The organism is Brevundimonas sp. GW821-FHT02A10, from assembly GCF_059422025.1.
Genome location: NZ_JBWKWC010000004.1, coordinates 288,087 through 308,078, shown reverse-complemented (window position 1 = coordinate 308,078; position 19,992 = coordinate 288,087). Strand labels below are relative to the sequence as shown.

The 19,992-nt window shown below is 68.6% G+C and carries 16 protein-coding genes and 1 tRNA gene; 5 read left to right on the top strand and 12 right to left on the bottom strand.

The annotated features are described in order from the left end of the window. Positions 1–59: 59 nt before the first annotated feature. A complete protein-coding gene (gene phhA / locus AC07U0_RS13500; protein WP_494720522.1) occupies positions 60–935 on the top strand; it encodes a phenylalanine 4-monooxygenase in 876 nt (291 codons plus the stop codon). Between the two features lie 3 nt (positions 936–938). On the opposite strand, the gene AC07U0_RS13495 is transcribed toward phhA, so the two are convergent. From AC07U0_RS13495 to AC07U0_RS13475, 5 genes are read right to left on the bottom strand one after another with little or no spacing between them, the layout of a single operon-like run. Continuing rightward, complete coding sequence (locus AC07U0_RS13495) at positions 939–2,231, bottom strand: MFS transporter (RefSeq protein WP_494720521.1); 1,293 nt, start codon at positions 2,229–2,231, stop codon at positions 939–941. A gap of 4 nt (positions 2,232–2,235) precedes the next feature. Beyond that, complete coding sequence (astB, locus tag AC07U0_RS13490) at positions 2,236–3,588, bottom strand: N-succinylarginine dihydrolase (RefSeq protein WP_494720520.1); 1,353 nt, start codon at positions 3,586–3,588, stop codon at positions 2,236–2,238. Beyond that, positions 3,585–5,003, bottom strand: coding sequence for a succinylglutamate-semialdehyde dehydrogenase (gene astD / locus AC07U0_RS13485; RefSeq protein WP_494720519.1), 1,419 nt, complete (start codon positions 5,001–5,003; stop codon positions 3,585–3,587). The genes astB and astD overlap by 4 nt, the downstream gene beginning before the upstream one ends. 8 nt (positions 5,004–5,011) lie before the next feature. Further along, positions 5,012–6,019, bottom strand: a complete 1,008-nt coding sequence (locus AC07U0_RS13480) for an arginine N-succinyltransferase (protein WP_494720518.1) — start codon at positions 6,017–6,019, stop codon at positions 5,012–5,014. A gap of 3 nt (positions 6,020–6,022) precedes the next feature. After that, the gene (locus AC07U0_RS13475) at positions 6,023–7,273 is read right to left on the bottom strand and encodes a hydrolase (protein ID WP_494720517.1); all 1,251 of its coding nucleotides are present in this window, start codon (positions 7,271–7,273) and stop codon (positions 6,023–6,025) included. 102 nt (positions 7,274–7,375) lie between these two features. Between AC07U0_RS13475 and AC07U0_RS13470 the strand changes: the two genes are divergently transcribed. Further along, entirely contained in the window at positions 7,376–7,891 is a 516-nt protein-coding gene (locus AC07U0_RS13470) for a hypothetical protein (protein WP_494720516.1), read from the top strand. A gap of 2 nt (positions 7,892–7,893) precedes the next feature. Further along, positions 7,894–8,235, top strand: a complete 342-nt coding sequence (arsC, locus tag AC07U0_RS13465; protein ID WP_494720515.1) for an arsenate reductase (glutaredoxin) — start codon at positions 7,894–7,896, stop codon at positions 8,233–8,235. Here the strand turns inward: arsC and AC07U0_RS13460 are convergent. The 6 genes from AC07U0_RS13460 to AC07U0_RS13435 all read right to left on the bottom strand — a co-directional run bounded on the left by AC07U0_RS13460 (position 8,232) and on the right by AC07U0_RS13435 (position 17,173). Next, on the bottom strand, positions 8,232–8,498 hold the full coding sequence (locus AC07U0_RS13460) for a metal-sensing transcriptional repressor (RefSeq protein WP_494720514.1): 267 nt from the start codon (positions 8,496–8,498) through the stop codon (positions 8,232–8,234). The genes arsC and AC07U0_RS13460 overlap by 4 nt on opposite strands. 11 nt (positions 8,499–8,509) lie before the next feature. After that, positions 8,510–9,661: a nickel/cobalt efflux transporter gene (locus tag AC07U0_RS13455; RefSeq protein WP_494720513.1), complete on the bottom strand. Its 1,152-nt coding sequence runs from the start codon at positions 9,659–9,661 to the stop codon at positions 8,510–8,512. Positions 9,662–9,714: 53 nt separating this feature from the next. After that, on the bottom strand, positions 9,715–10,767 hold the full coding sequence (locus AC07U0_RS13450; protein WP_494720512.1) for an NAD(P)H-dependent flavin oxidoreductase: 1,053 nt from the start codon (positions 10,765–10,767) through the stop codon (positions 9,715–9,717). A 7-nt stretch (positions 10,768–10,774) separates the two neighbouring features. Further along, entirely contained in the window at positions 10,775–15,010 is a 4,236-nt protein-coding gene (locus AC07U0_RS13445) for a translocation/assembly module TamB domain-containing protein (RefSeq protein ID WP_494720511.1), read from the bottom strand. Then, positions 15,007–16,839, bottom strand: a complete 1,833-nt coding sequence (locus AC07U0_RS13440; RefSeq protein ID WP_494720510.1) for an autotransporter assembly complex protein TamA — start codon at positions 16,837–16,839, stop codon at positions 15,007–15,009. Before AC07U0_RS13440 ends, AC07U0_RS13445 begins: the two co-directional genes overlap by 4 nt. A gap of 76 nt (positions 16,840–16,915) precedes the next feature. After that, complete coding sequence (locus tag AC07U0_RS13435) at positions 16,916–17,173, bottom strand: hypothetical protein (protein ID WP_494720509.1); 258 nt, start codon at positions 17,171–17,173, stop codon at positions 16,916–16,918. Between the two features lie 196 nt (positions 17,174–17,369). On the opposite strand from AC07U0_RS13435, the gene AC07U0_RS13430 reads away from it, so the two are divergent. Next, positions 17,370–17,446 (top strand) — tRNA-Lys (locus tag AC07U0_RS13430). Between the two features lie 166 nt (positions 17,447–17,612). Further along, positions 17,613–18,281, top strand: coding sequence for a hypothetical protein (locus tag AC07U0_RS13425; protein WP_494720508.1), 669 nt, complete (start codon positions 17,613–17,615; stop codon positions 18,279–18,281). Between the two features lie 9 nt (positions 18,282–18,290). Here the strand turns inward: AC07U0_RS13425 and AC07U0_RS13420 are convergent, their stop codons facing one another. Beyond that, positions 18,291–19,901 carry a pectate lyase gene (locus AC07U0_RS13420; protein WP_494720507.1) on the bottom strand — a complete coding sequence of 537 codons (1,611 nt, stop codon included), beginning with the start codon at positions 19,899–19,901 and terminating at the stop codon, positions 18,291–18,293. Positions 19,902–19,992: the final 91 nt, after the last annotated feature.

The following is a 19,992-nucleotide window of genomic DNA, read 5'->3' as shown; positions in this document are numbered from 1 at the left end:
GCCTAGATAGGGCATAAGAAGAGCGTGTCTCCGAGACACGCCACCAGTGGAGCGCGTCCATGTCCGATTTCGAACACGTCTTCGACGCCCCGCCCCCGGGCGCCGCCGCGGACTGGACCATCAGCCAGAACTGGCGCGCCTATTCCGAGGTCGAGCACGACACCTGGGACACCCTGTACGAGCGGCAGATGAAGATCCTGCCGGGCCGGGCCTCCGACGCCTTCATGAACGGCTTGAAGGCGCTCGACCTGAACACCGGCGGCATTCCCGATTTCGCCGTGCTCAATCCCAAGCTCAAGGCCCTGACCGGCTGGACGGTCGAATGCGTGCCGGGCCTGGTGCCCGACGATGTCTTCTTCGACCACCTGGCCAACCGCCGTTTCGTCTCGGGCCAGTTCATCCGCAAGCCGGACCAGCTGGATTACCTGCAGGAGCCGGACATCTTCCACGACGTCTTCGGCCATGTGCCCATGCTGACGGACCCGGATTTCGCGGATTACATGCAGGCCTATGGCAAGGGCGGTCAGCGCGCGGCCTCGCTGGGCATGCTGCCCCAGCTGGCCCGGCTCTACTGGTACACGGTCGAGTTCGGCCTCATGGAATCGGCCAAGGGGCTGCGCATCTACGGCGCCGGCATCGTCTCCTCGGCGACCGAGAGCGTCTTCGCGCTGGAGGATCCGTCGCCCAACCGCATCGGTTTCGAGCTGGAGCGGGTCATGCGCACCCTCTACCGGATCGACGACTTCCAGCAGGTCTATTTCGTCATCCCCTCGATCGAGGCGCTGAAGGAGGTGACGCTGAAGGACTTCGGCCCTGTCTATGACGCCCTGAAGGGGCAGGCCGATATCGCCGTCGACGCCGTCCTGCCGGGCGACCGGGTGATCACGCGCGGGACCCAGACCTATGCGGCGCGGGGCGGCCGGTTCGCGGCCTGACCCCTATTCGTGCGTGATCAGCGTCTTATGTTTTGTATCTCGCATGAAGACGAAGACCAGCAGCGACACCCCGATCATGACGGTGACGTACCAGAAGTAGCGGCTCTCGTTTCCGTCCAGCTTGAACCACAGGGCGACGTACTCCGCCGTTCCGCCGAACAGGGCGTTGGCGATGGCGTAGGGCAGGGCGACGCCCAGCGCCCGGATATGGGCCGGGAACAGCTCAGCCTTCACCACCGCATTGATGGCGGTGTAGCCACTGACGATCACCAGCGCGGTCAGGGCAAGCCCGAAGGCGGCGAAGGCGTTGGTGGTCACGGCCAGGGCCGACATGATCGGCACGGTGCAGAGCACGCCCAGCACCCCGAAGGCGATCATCACCGGCCTGCGCCCGATCCGGTCCGACAGGGCGCCGACGGCGGGCTGGAGCAGCATATAGATCAGGAGCGCACTGGCGCTGATCTCGGTCGCCGTGGTCTTGGAGAAGCCCGAGGTGTTGACCAGAAACTTCTGCAGGTAGGTCGTGTAGGTATAGAAGGCGAGGGTGCCGCCGGCCGTCAGGCCCAGCACCATCAGCGCCTCCTTCGGATGCTTGAGGATCAGCTGCAGGGCGCTGGACTTGGGCGCGGTCCGCACGTCCTCGGCCTTGAAGGCGGCGGTCTCGTCCAGCCGACGCCGCAGCCAGAACACCACAACGGCCAGCAGGGCGCCGACGAAGAAGGGAATGCGCCAGCCCCAGCTTTCCAGCGCCTCCGTGCTCAGCGTCCTTTGGAGAACGATCAGCAGCAGCAGGGCCAGCAACTGGCCCGAGATCAGGGTCACATACTGGAAGCTGGACCAGAAGCCGCGATGCTTCGGCGTGGCCATCTCCGACAGATAGGTTGCGGATGAACCGTACTCCCCGCCGACGCTGATCCCCTGCAGCAGCCGGGCGAACAGCAGCAGGATCGGCGCCGCGATGCCGATCTGGGCATAGCCGGGCGCGCAGCCGATGATCAGGGAGCCGGCGCACATCAGGCTGACCGACAGGGTCAGGCCGGCCTTGCGTCCCTTGTGGTCGGCGTAGATCCCCATGATCCAGGCCCCGATCGGCCGCATCAGGAAGCCCACCGCGAAGACGGCGGCGGCGCTCAGCAACTGGGCGGTCGGGTCCTCGTCGGGGAAGAAGACCGGCGCGAAATACAGGGTGAAGGCCGCATAGGCGTACCAGTCGAACCACTCCACCAGATTGCCCGCCGAGCCGCCGACGATGTTCTGCAGGCGTCGCGCAGGCGTCATGGGAGCGGTGGCGGTCATGAGCTTAGTCCCTCTGGAACGGATAGAAGCCGGAGCCGAGGCCGAGAATGCCGGTCAGTTCGTCCAGCGCCCCCCGGCTCTCGTCCAGCAGGGCCGGGTCGGCCAGATCGGCCGGGCTTAGTCGGTCGCGGTACCAGTTGACGGCCCAGACGCTGAGCGCCCCGTGCAGCCCCTCGGTCAGCCGCATGTCTGCGTTGGTCGCCGCCAGTTCATCGTCGGTCAGCACGACCCGCAGCCTCAGACAGGCCGGCCCGCCGCCGTTCCGCATCGACTGGCGCACGTCGACATATTCGACCCGGCCGATCGGGCCGTTGGAGGCGGCCAGTCCCTGCGCCACCTCATGGGCTCGGGCGTTGTCGCGGGTCTCGGTGGGGCAGATCAGGGTCAGCCGGTCCTCGCCCGGGATCTGGATCAGCATGGAGTTGAACAGATAGCTGGCGATGGCGTCGGCCAGCGGCAGGTCGGCCTCGGCGATCTCGACGAAGATCGGCTCGAACAGGCCGGACGCGGCGGCGCGGATGTCGGCCTTGGTCGCGGCCGTGTCTTCGAAGGCCAGTTCGTGGAACAGCAGGGTCTGCAGCGAGCCGACGCAGACCACGTCATTGTGGAAGGTCCCGCCGGCGATGGCCGCTCTGCCCTGACGCGGGAAGACGGGACGGCCGGCCCCGTCGCCCAGAAGCTGATGGCGGCGCGCGACGGCTTGGGACGCCTCCAGCGTCTGGCGCGCGGGGAAGGCGCCGTCCCAGGGCTCGTGCACCTCGCGGCCCCAGACCAGCAGATTGACCCCCGGCGCCCCGTGCTCGGCACACAGGCGGACATGGTTGGCCGCGCCTTCATCGGAAAACTGGGCGTGGGCAGGCAGGGCGTCGTGGACCGCGAACCGGGCCGGGTCGGGGAAGAGGGCGTCCAGCGCCCGCTTCGTCTGCCGATGCTCCAGCGACCGATGCAGATTGGTGTGCAGATTGGCCGGGGTGAAGTGGACGCGGCCGTCGGCTGAGTCCGCGCTCGGCGTCACCGTAGCGGCGTTGGCGGCCCACATCGGCGAGGCCGAGGCGGCGGCGGCGACATAGGCGGGCGCGTCCTTCCACGCCGTTTCCAGCACGTTGGCGTCCGTCCCGCCGAAGCCGAGGCTTCTCAGGAACCCGATATCGGGCCGTTCATGCGGCGGCAGCACGAACTGCGGCAGGCCGAGGTCCGCCAGCCGCTTCATCTTGTCGAGCCCCTGCAGCACCGCCGCCCGCGGGTTCGACGCCTCGCCCTTCGACAGGCTTGCCGCGAGGTTGCCGGGGCTCAGCCCCGCATAGGAATGGGTTGGCCCGATCAGACCATCGGCGTTGGCTTCGACGGCGGAGGTCACCCCCGCAACCCTTTGATCTCGCCCTCGATGTTCCTGACCGACCCGGCCTCGAAGCTCGCGACCGGATAGGCGCAGTAGTCGGCGGCGTACCAGGCGCTCGGGCGGTGGTTGCCGCTGTCGCCGAGGCCGCCGAAGGGCATGTCGCCGGCGGCGCCGGTGGTCGGGCGGTTGAAGTTGACCACGCCCGCGCGGATGCGGCGGATGAAGTGGTCCCAGTTCTTTGGATCGTCCGAGACCAGACCGGCGGACAGGCCGTAACGGGTGTCGTTGGCGGCGGCGACGGCGGCCTCGAAGCTCGGGACGCGGATCACCTGCAGGAAGGGCGCGAACATCTCCTCGTCCAGCACCTTCAGGCCCGTAACGTCGATGATGGCCGGCTTGACGAAGGCGCCCGGCAGATTGCCGACCGGGCCGCTGGCGCGGATGACCTTCGCGCCCAGATCGATGCGCTGCTGCAGGGCCTGAAGCGCGGCGTTGGCCGCCTTCTCCGAGATCAGCGGCCCGGCATAAGGCTCGGGCGAGGAGTTCCACGGCGCGAAGACCAGACGGTCGGACAGCGCCGCCACCGCCTCGACGATGGCGTCGCCCTGCGGTCCCTCGGGCACCACCAGACGCCGCGCGCAGGAGCAGCGCTGGCCGGTGGTGACGAAGGCCGACTGGACCACGATCCCGGCGACGGCTTCGGCGTCGGCCGCGTCCCAGACCACCAGCGGATTGTTGCCGCCCAGCTCCAGCGCCAGGATCACATGCGGATCGTCGGCGAATTTCTTCCTGAAATACGCCCCCGCAGCGCCCGAGCCGGTGAACATCAGGGCGTCGATGGTCTGGTCCAGCAGGGCCGCGCCGGTGTCGCGTCCGCCCTGGATCAGGTTGAACACCCCGGTCGGCAGCTCGGCCTCGGCCAGGCATTGGGCCATCAGCTGGCCGGTCAGCGGCGTCTCTTCCGACGGCTTGAAGACGACGGTGTCGCCGGCCAGCAGGGCCGGGACGATATGGCCGTTGGGCAGGTGGCCGGGGAAGTTGAACGGGCCCAGCACCGCCGCCACGCCATGCGGACGGTGGCGCAGGGTCGCGTGACCGAAGGCGGTCTCGGTGGTCCGCTCGCCGGTGCGTTCGTCATAGGCGCGGATCGATATATCGACCTTGCCGGCCATGGAGGCCAGTTCCGTGTTGGTCTCCCACAGGGCCTTGCCGGTCTCCCTGGAGATGGCCTCGGCCATTTCCGGCGCGCGCCGCTTGAGCGCGGTCTGGTAGCGCTTCACGGCGTCGATCCGGTCCTGACGCGGGCGGTCGGCCCAGTCGGGGAAGGCGGCGCGGGCGGTCGCGACGGCGGCGGCGGCGTCAGCGGCGGAGGCGGCCTCGCCCTCCCAGACGGTTTCGCCGGTGGCGGGGTTGGTCGACTGGAACACGGTCATGATTGCACTCAGGCCTTGATACGTACGGTGTCGCCCGCCCGGACCTTCAGGGCGTCGGCGGTTTCAGTCGAGACGGTGGCGACGTCGCCGTCCAGCGCGACACGCTGGCGCACCGCGCGGAAGGCCCCGACGCTGTCGGTCGAGATCAGCGACGGCAGTTCGGCCTCGACCTCGTCGGCGATGGCCACGGTCATGGAGCGGGCGTCGCGGACGGTGCGGATATTGTCGCGGCCGCAGGCGACGGTCGGGCCGGCGTCGAAGATGTCGATCAGGCCGTTGGGGCGGAAGCCTTCGCTTTCCAGCAGGGCCATGGCCGGCACCCCTTGCGGATGCACCTTGCCGATCACCGCGCGGGCGGGCTCGGGCAGCAGGTCGACATAGATCGGATGGCGCGGCGCGAGGTCGAGAATGAACTGCTTGTCCGTCGATCCCGTCATCATGTCCGCCTGATCGAAGGGCATGGGGAAGAATTTGTGCGCGACGTGGTCCCAGAAGGGGCAGGCGCCGTCGGGGGTGAAGACACCGCGCAGCTCGGCCAGAACCGTATCGGCGAACAGCTCGGGTTCGGCGCCGATCAGCATATAGCGCGACTGGCTGAGCAGCCGTCCGGCGCCTCCCTTGCGCCGGTCGGCCTTGAGGAACAGGGAGCCGACCTCGGTCCAGCCGGTGCATTCGTTGACGAGCACCAGGGTCTGGTGCTCCAGCCGGATGTTCAGCGACGGCGAGGAGGAGGCGTTGTTGACCACGCGATAGGAGAAGAAGGGCCGCTTCAGCCCCACCGCCGCCTTGACGCTGCCGATGCCGTCGATGTCGCCGGTGTCGCTCTCCTCGAGCATCAATGTGTACCAGCGCTGCTCGGGCGAAATCGCGCCCGCAAAGCTGTCGCGGCTGAGATCCAGACGCTCGGTCAGCTGATCCGGGTCCTCGGGCAGGCTGGTGAAGCCCGGGCCGGACAGGATGGCCAGCTCCAGCAGGTGATCGAGGTCGGCGGGCAGGGCAGGTCGGACGACGAGCATCTTTTACATCGTCTCCAGACGCAGGGATTTCAGGCGGTGGGCGTCGATCTCGCCACTCGCCAGCTTACAAAGGATCAGGGCCGAGAGCTGGGCGCGCTCGACGAAGCTGTCGGGCCAGGCGAACTCGCGGTCCGAATGGATGTCGCCGCCGCGTACCCCGAGCGTGTCGATATTGGGCAGGCCCGCGGCGTGCAGGTTGTTGCCCTCGCAGACCCCGCCCGACGGCGTCCAGGCGATGGTCTGACCCAGCAGGGCGCCGGTCTCGCGCACCGCTTCGAACAGGGCCGTCTGGCTGGCGTCCATCGGCTTGGGCGCCCGCGTCATGCCGCCGTGCAGGTCCAGCGTTAGCCCCTCGAACGGCGGCGTAGCGGCGATCTCGTGCACGGCGTCGGTAACCCACGCGGCGGCCTGTGCATCGGGCACACGGACGTTGAAACGGACCACGGCGTTGTCGGCGACGACGTTCAGGGCGCCGCCTCCGCTGATCTTGGCGACATTGACCGTCACCCCTTCGCGGCGGCCGTTCAGGGCGTGCAGGGCGGCGGCGATGATGGCGGCGCCGGCGACGGCGTTGGCGCCCTCGTGGAAGGCCCGGCCCGCATGGGCTGCCTTGCCCGTGACGATCAGGTGGAAATTGCCGCTGCCCTTGCGCTCGCCCGCCAGGGTTCCGTCGGCCAGAGCCGGTTCATAGGTCATGCCGACATGACCTGCCGCACCCAGCTTGGCCAGCAGTGGCGCGGAGGCCGGTGATCCGATCTCCTCGTCCGGCGACAACAGTACGGTCCAGCCGACATTGGCGTGGTCGGGGTGGGTCTCGAACGCCTCCAGCGCCGCCAACATCACCGAGATGCCGCCCTTCATGTCGGCAACGCCCGGGCCGTTCAGGGCGCCGTCGGCGCGCGTCGTCACGGTCTGGAAACCGCTCTCGGCCGGGAAGACGGTGTCATAATGTCCCGTGAGGACGACCTGCACCGGGGCTTCAGGCCGGGCGGTGATCTGCAGGGCGTCAGCATGGGCCTGTGCCTTCACCGATCCGTCGTCGCCGACGGTGGTCGAGCCCTGCGTCGGAATGCGCACGACCTCGGCGGGCAGGCGACGCGCCTCGGCCTCCAGCACCTCCAGCATGGCGTTCAGCCCGGCGGCGTTGCGGCTGCCCGAGTTGATCCCGGCCCAGTCCACGGCCCGGCCGATGATCGTGGCCTCCCGCGCCGCCACATGGTCGAGCACGGTCTGATCGGGGGTGAGAATCCGCATCGGCCGGACCCTAGGCTTCCCCGACGAAAAGGTGAAGGTCGATGGTTTCGTTACGCCGTTCGGCAAGCTAGGGTTGCCCTCTGTCAGCTTGAGGAAGCACCCATGACCCATCTATTGCCGACGACCCCGATCAACACGGAAACCGACGCCGCCAAGGCCGCAAAGGCCAGCGCCATCTCGATCATCATCGGGGTGGTGGTCGGTATTGCGGGCGCCATCTGGATGGCCACCCAGCCCCAGATCGCCGAACAGGCCATCGCCGCCGCTGAAGCCCAGACCCCCGGCGCCGGCGCCATCGTCTCCGCCACCATGCAGGGGACGATCTGGTTCGGCTACGCCATGATCGTGGTCCAGGCGATCTTCGCCTTCATCCAGTGGCGCTCGCCCAAGCAGTGGGTCGCCATCCTGTTCCTGGTCCTGCTCGTCATCGGCCTGGTCGGTGTGCTGGCCTCGCCGCTGGCCGCGACCATGAATCCCAACGCCCCCGTCACGCCGCTGTGGCAGATCGTCCTTTCGGGCGTGATCATGGTCGTTCAGGTCCTCCTGCACGTCACCGGCCTGCGCGGCATCTCGAAGCTGGACAAGCTTCAACTGGACGCAGCCAACTCGGCCTACTGATTTTGCCCGTTGCGCTTTTCCACAATCCCCGCTGCAGCACCTCGCGAAACGCGCTGGCGCTGTTGCGGGAGCGGGGCGTCGAGCCCGAGATCGTCGAATATCTGAAGACCGGCTGGGACGCGGCGACGCTGAACCGGCTGGCTTCGGAGACCGGCGGTGGCCTGCGCGGCCTGCTGCGGATCAAGGAGGAGGGCGCCAAGGCCCTCCTCGCCGCCGACGCCAGCGACGCCGCTATTCTCAAGGCCATGATCGCCGAGCCGATCCTGGTCGAACGCCCGATTGTCGAGACCGGGAAGGGCGCCCGCATCGGCCGTCCCATCGAGCGGGTGCTGGAAGTCCTCTAGAGGTACTTCGCCAGATCAGTCAGCCGGCCCAGCTTCTCGCGGGCCTCGCGTGAGAGCGGACCGACGACGTCTTCCAGATGATGTTCGATATGGTCGGTGACCAGGATGGTCTTGGCCTTGTCGAGTGCGCTGACCACGGCCTGCAACTGCTGCGCCGTCTCCAGCCCGTCACGCTCCTCCTCGACCATGCGGATGATGGTCGCGAGGTGACCGTGGGCGCGCTTGAGGCGGTTCATCAGATCGGCGTTGTGGGCGTGGCTCATGACGTCGCTCCTCAGTTGGGCAAATGGGTCCAGCCGCTCCAGGCCAGATAGAGGCCGAGCAGCAGGATGACGCCGCCCGAGACATAGGGCGCCTTGCGCACGATGTCGCCGAAGCCGCTGAACCGCTTCGACACATGCTTGACGCTCAGGGCCGCGATGACCCCGGCCGTCACCATGGTCAGGGCCAGGCCGATGCTGAAGCACAGCACCAGAACGGCGCCCAGGGTGAAGGCCTTTAGCTGCAGGCACAGCAGCAGGACGGTGATCGCCCCGGGGCAGGGGATCAGCCCGCCCGTCAGACCGAAGATGACGATCTGGCCGGTGGTCACACTGCGGCCCGCGAACCGGCGGCGGATGTCGTTGGCGTGGGCCAGTTCGTGGGCGTCCTGATAGCCGGCGGTCAGGCTGAGGTCGTCCAACTCCGGATGGACATGGTCGTGCTCGGCATAGACCAGGTCATAGGCGTGTGAATGGTCGCCGTGCGCCAGCGTCAGCCGGGCCACGAAGTCATGCGGTTCCGGGATCGCCTCGACCGATTCCAGATACTCGTCTGCGAGCACGAAGCTGTAGGTTTCGCCGGTCCCGTCGGGGCGGCGGGTTTCGATCCGCACATTGCCCGCCGCGTCCAGCCGTCCGGACTGGGCATAGATGCGGAAGCGCGGCGGAACCCCGTCCTCGAAGATCGTCAGGCCCAGGACGCCGTGACCGGTGTCGATCAGCCGGTCTTCGTCGTCGTGGTGAGGATGGCCGTGGTCGTGGTCATGCCCGTGATGATGGTCGTGCCCGTGGTCATGGTGGTGGCCCATGGCCGACAGGCGCTGCTCGCGGCGCGCCTGCCAGATCATCCAGACGCCCATACCGATGATAATCACGGCCGAGCCGAGCTGCAGGTAGGGCTCGATGGTCTCCGGGGCGAGGCCGCGCCACAGATAGAGGCCGCCCAAGGCGATGATCCAGACGATGACCGTGTGGGACAGGGTGGCGCACAGACCCAGCAGCACCGCCTGTTTCACCGTTCCGCGCACGGCGATGATGAAGGCGGCCATCATCGTCTTCGAGTGCCCCGGCTCCAGCCCGTGCAGGGCGCCCAGCAGGATGGCGCTGGGGATGAAGAGCCAGGCGTGGGCGGCGCCCTGTTGCAGCAGTTCGGAAAGCGGGGTCATCCGCCGCTCCTATCCCCCTGGAGGGGATGAGTCCAGACTCGCGTCGCTTGGCTTCAGTCGACCTTGTCCATCTCCCATACGAGGGCCGCGACCAGCTCCGCCGCCGGAAGGCCGCGAGCCATCGGCGCGCCCTGACCGGCCCACTGGGCCCCAAAGCCTCCATCACCCCGCGCTTTGGCGGCCGCGTTGAGCGCCTTTCCGGCGTCATAGGCGATGGGATAGGCGGGAGCCGGCGGGCGGCTCCCGTCGTCCCACGCTGTGAAGCGGTTGGCCAGGCAGCGGGCGGGGCGGCCCGAGATCACCCGGGTCATGACCGTATGCTCTGCCGCCTCGCTGGCCAGCGTTGAGCGATAGAAGCCGTCCGCCGCGCTCTCCGGACAGGCGATGAAGGCGGTGCCCAGCTGGGCGGCCACGGCGCCAAGATCGAGCGCCGCCCGCACGCCGCGTCCGTCCATGATCCCGCCCGCCGCGATGACGGGCAGCGAAGTCCGCTCCACCAGAAGCCGGGTCAGGGCCATCGTTCCCAGCCGGTCGTCGGACGCGTCCGGATCGAAGACCCCGCGATGACCGCCGGCCTCCCAGCCCTGTGCGACCACGCCGTCGATCCCGGCGGCCTCGACGGCGAGGGCCTCCTCAAGGCTCGTCGCGGTCGCCAGCAGGACGCAACCCGCCGCCTTCAAGCCCGCGATCACACCCGCGTCGGGCAGGCCAAAATGGAAGCTGACCACCGGCGGCGCCGTCTCGACCAGCAGGGCCTGCATGGCCTCATCGTCAGCGAAGCTGCGGTAGATCGTCTTGAGGCGAGGCGGTGGCTCGGCGCCGAACTCCGCGAACAGGGGCGACAGGGCCTCCAGCCACGCCGCCTCCCGCACTGCATCCGCCACCGGCGTCTCATGGACGAAGACATTCACATTGAATGGGCGGTCGGTCAGGGCCCGGACCGCCGTGATCATCGCCGCCGCCCCCGCTGCGTCGGTCGCGCCCACAGCGATCCCGCCCAGTCCTCCAGCGTTGGACACCGCCGCCGCCATCTCCGGCGTCGATACCCCGGCCATCGGCGCCTGGAAGATCGGCAGCGAAACGCCCAGGCGGTCGAGGAGGGTCATCGCCCGGTCAGTTCCGGTTCGCTCGGCTGTCCGTCCGCGCGCCCGGGTTGCGGCTCTGACGTCGCCAGCGGATCGACAGGGTGGCGTCGCCCGTGCCGCCGACCTTGGAGCTGATGGCCAGCGTGCGGCGGACCTGCCATTCAACGTTGACCGCCGCCCCGCCTTCGCCGCCGCCGATGATCTCCAGATAGACGTTGTCGGTGATGTAGCGGCCGCCTGCGACAGTCAGGGCCGAGGCCTCGCCGCCGAACGACAGCCGGTCCAGCCCTGCCAGTTCGCGCAGGTTGCCGATCACATCGAAGCCGCCGCCGCCCGCCAGAGCCGCGACCCCGGAAGCCAGCTGCGCCGCCTCGAAGGCCGACAGCTGGGACGCCGACCGCCCGAACAGCACCTGGGACAGGATCTCGTCCTGAGGCAGGGCAGGGGTCGAGGTCAGTTCGATCTTGGGCGTGTCGGCCGTGCCGGTCACCTTGACCGTGGCTGTCAGGGTCGGGTCGTCGCGCGTCGCCGACAGGTTCAGCCGGATCAGCTTGGGATCGGTCGACAGGGCGACCGTGCCCCGGTCGTCGAACACGAACCGTTTGCCCGCGAACTCATAGTCCCCGCGCACCACGCTGGCGTTCCCGGTCAGGACCGGTTGGGCGATGGTGCCCGTGACCTGGGCGTTGACGCGCATCTCGACGTTCAGGCCGCGCCCGACGACCCGGATATCGCCGCCGGGCGAGGTCAGCCGGATGTTCAGGCCGAACTGCGGGCCGCGCTGTTTCGCCGTGTCCGCCTCGGGCGGATCGCCGCCGGGGCGGTTGATCTCGACCACGTCCATGCCGACCACGCCGTTCACACCCGGCGGATTGGCCTCGATCTTGGCGTCATCGACGGCGATCTGGCCGGTCAGGGTGATGTTGCCGTCGGCGCCGCGCACCACGGTGATCGGGCCCGAGGCGTGGGCCTCGGCGATGTCGTTGTCGATGATCTTGAACTTCGCCAGGGCCAGTTCGAAGCTGGAGCCCGAACCCTCGCGCAGGCCGATGCGTCCGTCGCCGGTCACCGCGCCCTTGTCGCCATCGTTGGCCGTGAAGGTCTCGATCAGGGCGGTGGTGTCGTCGAACCGGCTGGCCAGGGTCAGGGCATTGAGGCGCAGGCCCGTGGCGTTGTCGCGGAAGGCGCCGTCCCTGACGTCCAGCCGGCCGTTGATGCGCGGCTCGGCGATGGTGCCGGCGATGGTGGCATTGCCGCTGACCTGACCGGCCAGCGAGCGTTCGCCGCCCAGGAACAGGTCCCAGATGGGCTGGATCTGGCCCTGGATCGAGACGGCGCCCGACATCGGACGGGTCCGCACGACGGCCAGCCTCAGCGGCGCGGCCGAGGCCTCGACCGGCAGGGTCAGATCGACATTGGCCCGCACCTCGGTGTCGTCGTTGGCGGCGGCGACAACGTGCAGGACGTCGTTGTTCAGGGTGGCGTTCAGCGTCCCGTCCACGGCCAGGCCGCGCGGGGCGTCGACGCTGCGGATCTGCTTCAGGGTCACATTGGCCGTGCCGTCCAGATCGTCGCCCGCGCCGCGCAGCGAGACCCGACCGGTGATCTGGCCGCGCAGGTCCGAGACGAGGGAGCCCAGCTCGACGGCGCTCAGATCGGCCTGGATCACCGCCGCATTCGAGTCCTGACGCAGCTCGCCCAGCAGGACGCCGCCGCCGACATTCAGATCGACGCGGGCCACCTTGCCGTCGCCGGCGAGGGCGATGACCGCCGGATTACGGGTGGTGAAGCTGATTTCCCGCACCCGGCCGCCGCCGCGCAGGGTGACGCTCTGGTCGGTGTTGTTCGGCCGGGCATAGACGCCGGAGCCGTTGAACTGGATCGGCACGTCGCCGCCGACGTCCAGCGCCAGGGTGAAGGGCAGGCGGGACAGGGTGCCGTGACCCTCCAGATCCAGACTGCGGATCGTGTAGGTGGAGCCGGTCAGGCGGGCGTTCTTGGCCGTGACGTCGAGGATGGCGGTGTCGTCGCCGCCTCCCTCGGTCAGCCGCACGCGGCCCTCGGCGCTGCCCGAGGCGATGAAGGCGCCGGGCCGGGCGCTGAAGGTCAGGTCGGCGCTGGACGGGATGCTGTCCGACAGGGAGATCGCGCCCTGCGCCTTCACCCCGCCGGCATCGACGTCGACATCGGTCAGGCGGACGGCCTTGCCGCCCAGGAAGAAGCTGCCCGAGGCGGCGGCGGGACCGTAGTTGGAAGCGCTGGTGATGGTCACCCGGCCGTCGGAGGCGTCGAGCCCCTTCCTGAAGCTCAGGATCAGCTGGGTCTGGGTCAGTTTCAGCGGCCCGGCGTCAACCTTGTCGAAGCCCGCGGTCAGGTCCACGCGCGGCTGGGCGAGGGTGCCGGTCAGGGCGCCGTTGCCGACCATGGCGCCGTCGATGGCGATCGGCCCGACGCCGAACGGCCCGCGCGCATTCCAGTTGAGCGCCAGCCTCAGCCTGCCGTCGAAGCCCATCAGCCCCCGGGCCGCGGCCTCGCCCATGGTCCCGGTGACCAGCAGCTTGTCGACCGTCAGCTCATGTTCCATCCGCCCGTCGAACTGAACGCGCGGGGTCGGGCCCAGCAGGCGGTCCAGCTCGGACAGGCCCGTCAGCACCTTCTGGCCACGCCCGTCGAAGCCCAGCCGCCACGGCTGGCCCGAGCGGTTGGAGGCGGTGATCGTCCCGGCCAGCTGGCCGCTGGCGCCCTTCTGCACGCGACCAATGTCGGTGATCCGCGCCTGCCCCCGGAAGCTCAGACCCCCGGTCAGGTTGCGATTGCCCGTGCCGTTGACCAGCAGACCCTGGCCGACCAGGTCCAGCTTCTCGAACAGGATGGCGCCGTCCTTCATCCGCGCCGCCTCGACCTTCAGGTGCGGGGTCGCGCCGAACAGGGCCCCGATGACGCCCTCGGTCGAGCCGCCGTTGGTGATCAGGTCGCTGTCGATGTCCATTCGGCCGTTCTTCACCTGAACGTTCAGGGGGCCGGTCATCCGCGTCGCCTTGTAGCTGGCGATGTCGGCGGCCAGCATGGTGGCGCGACCGGTCAGGGTCCAGGTGGCCGCGTCGCCCTTGAATACGCCGCTCCAGGCGGTGCGCCCGCCCAGCGTCAGGCCGAGCAGCCGGGTCAGGGAGCCGGTCTCGACCTCCAGATGGACCCCGTCGGGCGCCGACCGGTCCGACATCCGGATCAGGCCCCGGGCGTTGGAGTTGAAGTTCTCTGAGATGAAGCGCCAGCCGACGCCCTGATAGCCTTTGCGGGTCGCGTCCGGCACGGCGGCGAAGCCGAAGCGGGCAGTGCGGCCGATCCGGCGCACGAAGGGCTCCAGCAGGTCCGAACCGCTGAAGTCGGCATAGCCCGAAATCCGTGCGCCCGCCTTGCCGTAGTGGCCCTTGACCACCAGCGGAACGAACTGGCCGGTCTTCACCGTCGCGTCGACGATCTCGCCGTTGATCAGGGCTGCGGCCGAGAAGGGCTGGTCGGGCGAATAGCCCAGCGAGCCCGCGATCGGTCCGCCCTGCGCCTCATTGGCGCGCAGGTTCAGCCGCAGGTCCTCGGGCTTGCCGCCGAAGGTCGCGGTCATCCGCAGATAGTCGCCCTGGCGGTTCAGGCTGTAGGCGTTGACCTCGGCGTCCTTGGCCCCGAAGCGCGGGATGTCGGCCGAGCCCGTCAGCCGCCACCTGCCGTATTCCTTCGAGAAGCCTTCCAGCAGTTCGATATTGGCCGCGAACCGGTCGATATCGACGCTGATCGGCGCGGGCTGGGGCGGCTTGCCGTCCGGCGGGTCGATCTCGGGGCGGCGGATCAGGGTGATCTTGTCGGCGCTGATCTCGTCGGCGTGGAAGCGGCGGGTGAGCAGCGGCAGATAGGACCAGTCGACCCGCACATTGCGCGCCTCCAGCCAGACGCCCTTCCTGTCGGTGATGGTGACCCGGTCGAGGGTGAAGTCGTTGAACAGGTCGCCCTTCAGCCCTTCGACATTGATCCGGCCATAGCGGCTGATCTTGGTCCCGGTGACGAAGCTGGTGACCAGGCCGCGTCCCGAGTCCGACAGCAGATACATCCGCCCGCCGATCAGGCCGATCAGCAGGATGGCGACCAGCGAGGCCGTGACGATCCCGGCGACGAAGGCCGCCAGCTGCAGCCGGGTGCGTTTCCTGACCGCCTTCTTGGCCGGGGTGTCAGGCTCGGCCTTGAAGGCTTCGACGATGTCCGGCTCTTCGGTCAAAACGCCTGACCGATGCTGATGTAGATCTGGAAATTGCTGTCGCCGGGCTGCGGCGACAGGGGGAAGGCGAGGTCGGCGCGCACCGGGCCGAACGGCAGTTTGAAGCGGGCCCCGACACCGGCGCCGTAGCGCATGTTCGTCAGGTTCGGCGTCTCCTGGAAGCCGATGGCGCCGGCGTCGACGAAGGCCACGGCCTGCCAGCTCTCGCCGATGTCGCGCCGCACCTCTATGGAGCCCTCGAACAGGGACAGGCCGCCGCGCGGCGTATTGTCAGGCAGGCGCGGATTGACGCCCTGGTACTCATAGCCGCGCACCGACCCGCCGCCGCCCGAGTAGAACAGGCGGTCCGACGGCACCGTCAGCTCCTGCCCGCCGAGGATCGAGCCGATTCGGATCCGGCCGGCCAGGACGGTGTGGGCATCCTTCTCGACGGGGATGTACATCGTGCCCTGGGTCTCGGCGCGCAGGAACAGCACCGTGTCCTCGCCCGCCACCGCCGTCGGCTGGACGTTCAGGGTGACGCGATAGCCCTTGGTCGGGTTCAGCGGATTGTTGGACTGATCCAGATAGGCGCTGGCCCGGCCGGTCAGGATGACCAGGTCGCGGTCGAAGCTCAACGGCAGCTGGGTCACCGGGTCGTACCGGTTTTCGTAGTAGCGCCCGGCGTCCACGCCCACGCCGTAGCTGTAGTAGGACGTCCGGCCGATGCGCTGCTGCAGGTCGGCCGAGGTCGACAGGGCGGTGCGGGTATAGGCGTCGGTGTCCTCGTTGACCGCCGCGACCGACAGCTTCAGCGTCTGGCCCGGATGGCGCCAGTGGGGCAGGGACAGGTCGACGCCCAGACGGCTGTCGATATTGGCGGCCCGCGCCTGGAATTTGATCGTGTCGGCCCGGTTGTAGTGGTTGAACCAGGTCCAGATGACATCAACGCCCGAGCCTTCGGCGGTCGAGAAGCTGGCCCCGGCCTCCAGGATGCGGCGCGGCCGGTCGTTCAGGCTCACGATAACCGGGCGGTTGCCGTCGGCATTGGCCTGATCGGCCGGCGCCAGGGCCACGCCGACGCCGTCATAGACGCCGGTGTCCAGCAGCCGACGCTCCAGCTCGGCGACCTTGTCCGGATCGAAGACGTCGCCCTCGCTCCAGGGGGCCAGACCCGCGACCCAGTTCGGGTTGGTCGAGCCCTCGGTGTCCAGCTTGACCCCGTCCAGCCGGACCAGCAGGCCCGAGACGATCTTGTAGGTCGGCTGCACTGTGAAGGCGGCGTGATCGACCACCACCCGGCGCGGTTCGGTCTTGGCGTCGGCATAGCCGCGACGTGTCAGGCCGGCGACGATCCGGCCCTCGGCGGCGATGACGTCCACGGCGCGGCCCGGATCGCCGACGTTCAGCCCGATCTCGCCGTTGACGGCGGTCGCCACATCGGGCGCGGGGGCAGGGGCGACCCAGTCGATGACCGGCCGGCTGATCAGGAAGCGCGGCCCGGGAATGACATTGATGGCGGCGACGGGGTTGTCCTCGCCCTCGACCACATCCTCGACCGTCGCCTGGTAGTAGCCTTCGGAGCGCAGCAGGGCCTGGGCCAGCTCGACCGAGGAGCGGGCGCGGCGGCGGGCTTCGAACCGGTTGGCCGGCGCGTCGTCGACCTCGCCCACGGCGCGGGCCAGCTGGGCGCGCAGGGCGCTGTCGATCTCGCCGCGAATCTGGGCCTTGGGCTCGGCCGCCAGAACAGGGGAGGCCATGGCGGCGAAAAGGGCGCCGACCAGGGCGAGCCGCAGGGCTTCAGTCCGAAACTGGCCCCTCGCGGCCGGCTGGAATGGCCGTGGAATCAAACTGGAGCCTTCGTCTGCCTGAAGCCCGCCCCGGGGATGCGAAAATCATCCCCTGATGGCGACCCTGTGGCGGGGGTCAGTAGAACAGGGTTTCGCTTTCGGGCTTCACCGTCTCTTCGGACGGACGCTGGTCGGGCGGCAGGGTCCCTTCGACCGGCGGCGGGGGCGTGGGCACGGTGTCAGACGCGGGCGCGGTGTGATCCGGCGCGGCCTCGGCGACCGGCGGAGCCTCGGGCGGCGGAGGAGCGGTTTCGGTCTGGGGCTGACGGACGTCGTCGCAAGCAGCCAGTGCCGCCGCGCCGCAGATGGCTATCGCCAGAATCAGTCGTTTCATCGTCGTCCTCCCCCGTCCGGCGAAAACGCGCTCCGGACAGACCCGTTCCATACCGCCCATCCGTCCCCCGGTCACCCCTAAGGCGGCGAAACCGTGCGCCAATTCGGCAGGCTTCAGACAGATTCCTGCGTCGATGTTGCGAAGCAAGGCTTGACCCCAATGGCGTGATGCAACAGAAGGCCCCCCACCCCACGGCGCGTCCTTAGCTCAGTTGGTTAGAGCATCTGACTTTTAATCAGAGGGTCCTCGGTTCGAGCCCGAGAGGACGTACCATGGGGGATCGACCACAGGCCTCGCGCCGGTCTCCCCCACCACCGAAAATCTCGACTGGCCTCCGCCTCAGGCGAGGCGTGCGTGCGCGCCCCGCGCAGGGGTTTGCCCCGGCTTGAATGCCCCGCCGCTCTTCGTCAGGTTGGTGTTCAGGACCGGAGAGGCCCGAATGGACTTCATGAAAATCCTGCGGAGCTTCGAGGAGTTCGTCTTCGAGGCCGCCAGCTGGCTGATCTTCTATCCGCTGACGATGTGGCGGATCATTCGCCGTCCGCTGGCGACCATGGACTATTCTGACCGCGAGCAGAACGAGGCCGAGGACCGGCGCTACAATGATACGCTCAGCCCGCCGCTGGTGCTGCTGGCCACCATCGTCCTGTGGAACCTGATCGCCTTCGCGGCCCATGTGCCCGAGCTGGAGGCCACCTCGACGGTCACACGGACCCTGGCGACGTCGCAGCAGAACCTGATCCTGTTCCGGTCGCTGATGTTCAGCCTGGTTCCGCTGATCTCGGCGGCCAGCCTAGTCCGCAGACAGGGCAAGAAGCTGAGCCGCGAGACCCTGCGCGCGCCCTTCTACGCCCAGTGCTACCTCGCGGCGCCCTGCGCGGCCTTCGTCTCGGCGGGCGCCATCGTCCTGCAGCGGCCGGAGATCCCGAACATCATCGGCGCGATCGCGACCCTGGCCGGCGCTCTCTGGTTCATGGTCATCCAGACCATCTGGTTCCGGCACAAGCTGGCGACCTCCTATGTGAAGGCCGCCGCCGTCGCCCTGTGGGCCGTGGCCCGGGCGACGGGGATTCTGCTGTTGATCGCCTTCGTGGTGGTCTGGTTCTGACCGCGCGCCTCAGCCCGCCGCCCTGTGCGCCTCCAGATAGCGGATCAGCCGGCTCATGTTGTTGATGTAGGTGCCGGTGGAAATGCCCATCGGACCCGAGGGCTCGGTGAAGGGGGAGGTGTCCCAGTCGTCGCCGACCTGGCCGCGGTCGACGAAGCCCGGCGGCGGGCTGGCCGGGCCGTCGCCCTGATAGGGATGGCTGGTGGTGCGCAGTTCCAGCGGCCAGTAACCCTCGGCGTTCAGCTCGCCGACCAGAAGGGTCGCGTCGTCCGCCGCCTGCCGCGTCTCGGTGACGTTCAGGTCCGATCCCCCGACGTCCGAGGTGATCATATAGCGGGGCAGCAGTGACGGCCCGCGTCCCAGCAGAGCCGAATCACGCGTCGCCTGCTCCGGCGTCATGGCCGCGACCCGCTCATAGTGCTGACGCAGGGCGGCGACATTGATGTGCTTCTCGGGCCGGTTGTTCTCGGTGTTGAAGTCCGACCAGTACTCGCCGTTCTGGGCGTTCGAGCCGCGGCGGTGGGTGCCGATCAGCCGGCCGGTGCCCGGTTCGTAGTTTCGATAGAAGTTGCGGCCGTCCGAAGCCCGCTTCTCGGGTGGCAGTTCGACGCTGGCGATCCAGTCGATGGCCTCCGGGACGCGGGCCAGATACTTCCGCTCGCCGGTCAGCCGGTAGTAGTCGAGCAGTTGCTCCACCGCCGCCGCCGTGCCGTGCGGGGTGATGGAGGCGGGTTCATAGGTCCGGGCGCCCGAGGGCTTCAGGTCGGCCGTGTATTGCATGGCCCAGCCGGGCGTCGGCTGCGGCTGCTGCAGGGCGATGATCAGCTCCATCGCCTTGATCAGAGGCGCGCGCACCCGCTCGTCCTTCAGCTGCTGCAGGACCACCAGCAGGAAGCTGATGTTCTCCTCCGCCACTTCGTCGTTCAGGGTGATATAGCCGGTGTAGTCCGGCCGGCCGTGATTGGAGAACTGGCCCATCCGCGGGAAGCGCTGCGGCCAGCCGCCGTTCGGATACTGGCTGTCCAGGACGAAGCCGACCGCCCTGTCGACTGCCGCCCGGTACTTCGGATCGCCCTTCTCCATATGCAGCCGCAGCAGGAAGCGGCCGCACTCGACCGTGGCGTGATCGTCGAACGTGGCGTTGCCGTAGTAGTGCTGGAATTCCTCCAGCCGCCAGCCGTTCTTGCCGATGGTCTCGTACCAGCGCTTCAGCGAGTCCTCGCCGGCGAAGTCGATGATGTAGTTCCAGCCGCCGGCCGGGTGCTGGCCCGCGATCAGGGCGTCAGCGGCCTGTTCGGCGGCGCGGTAATACTGTTCGTCGCCGGTCGCGTGATACGCGTCGAGGAAGATCTGGCCCATCTCGGGGGTGCCCGGCGCCTGGGTCCAGATCATGGTCGGGTAAGCCTCCATCTCGCCCCAGCGGCGCGAGCCGTCGGCCAGATAGGACCAGACATAGCCGCCGTGGACCGCGACCTTGTCGGTCATGAAGGCGGTGGCGCGGCTCATGGCGGCCTTCACCGTCTCAGGCGTCGCGGCCTCGGCCAAGGCGAATGAGGGTGCGAGGTTCGCAGCAAGGGGCAGGGCGGCCGCGCTCAGCAGCCACCGACGACGGGTCAGCATGGGTCTTCCTCCGGGGGACGCCACGGGTTGGACGGAGCGTCGTCCCGGGGCCGATCTCTTGAGAGGATTTGTATGACTAATCTTGACCGAA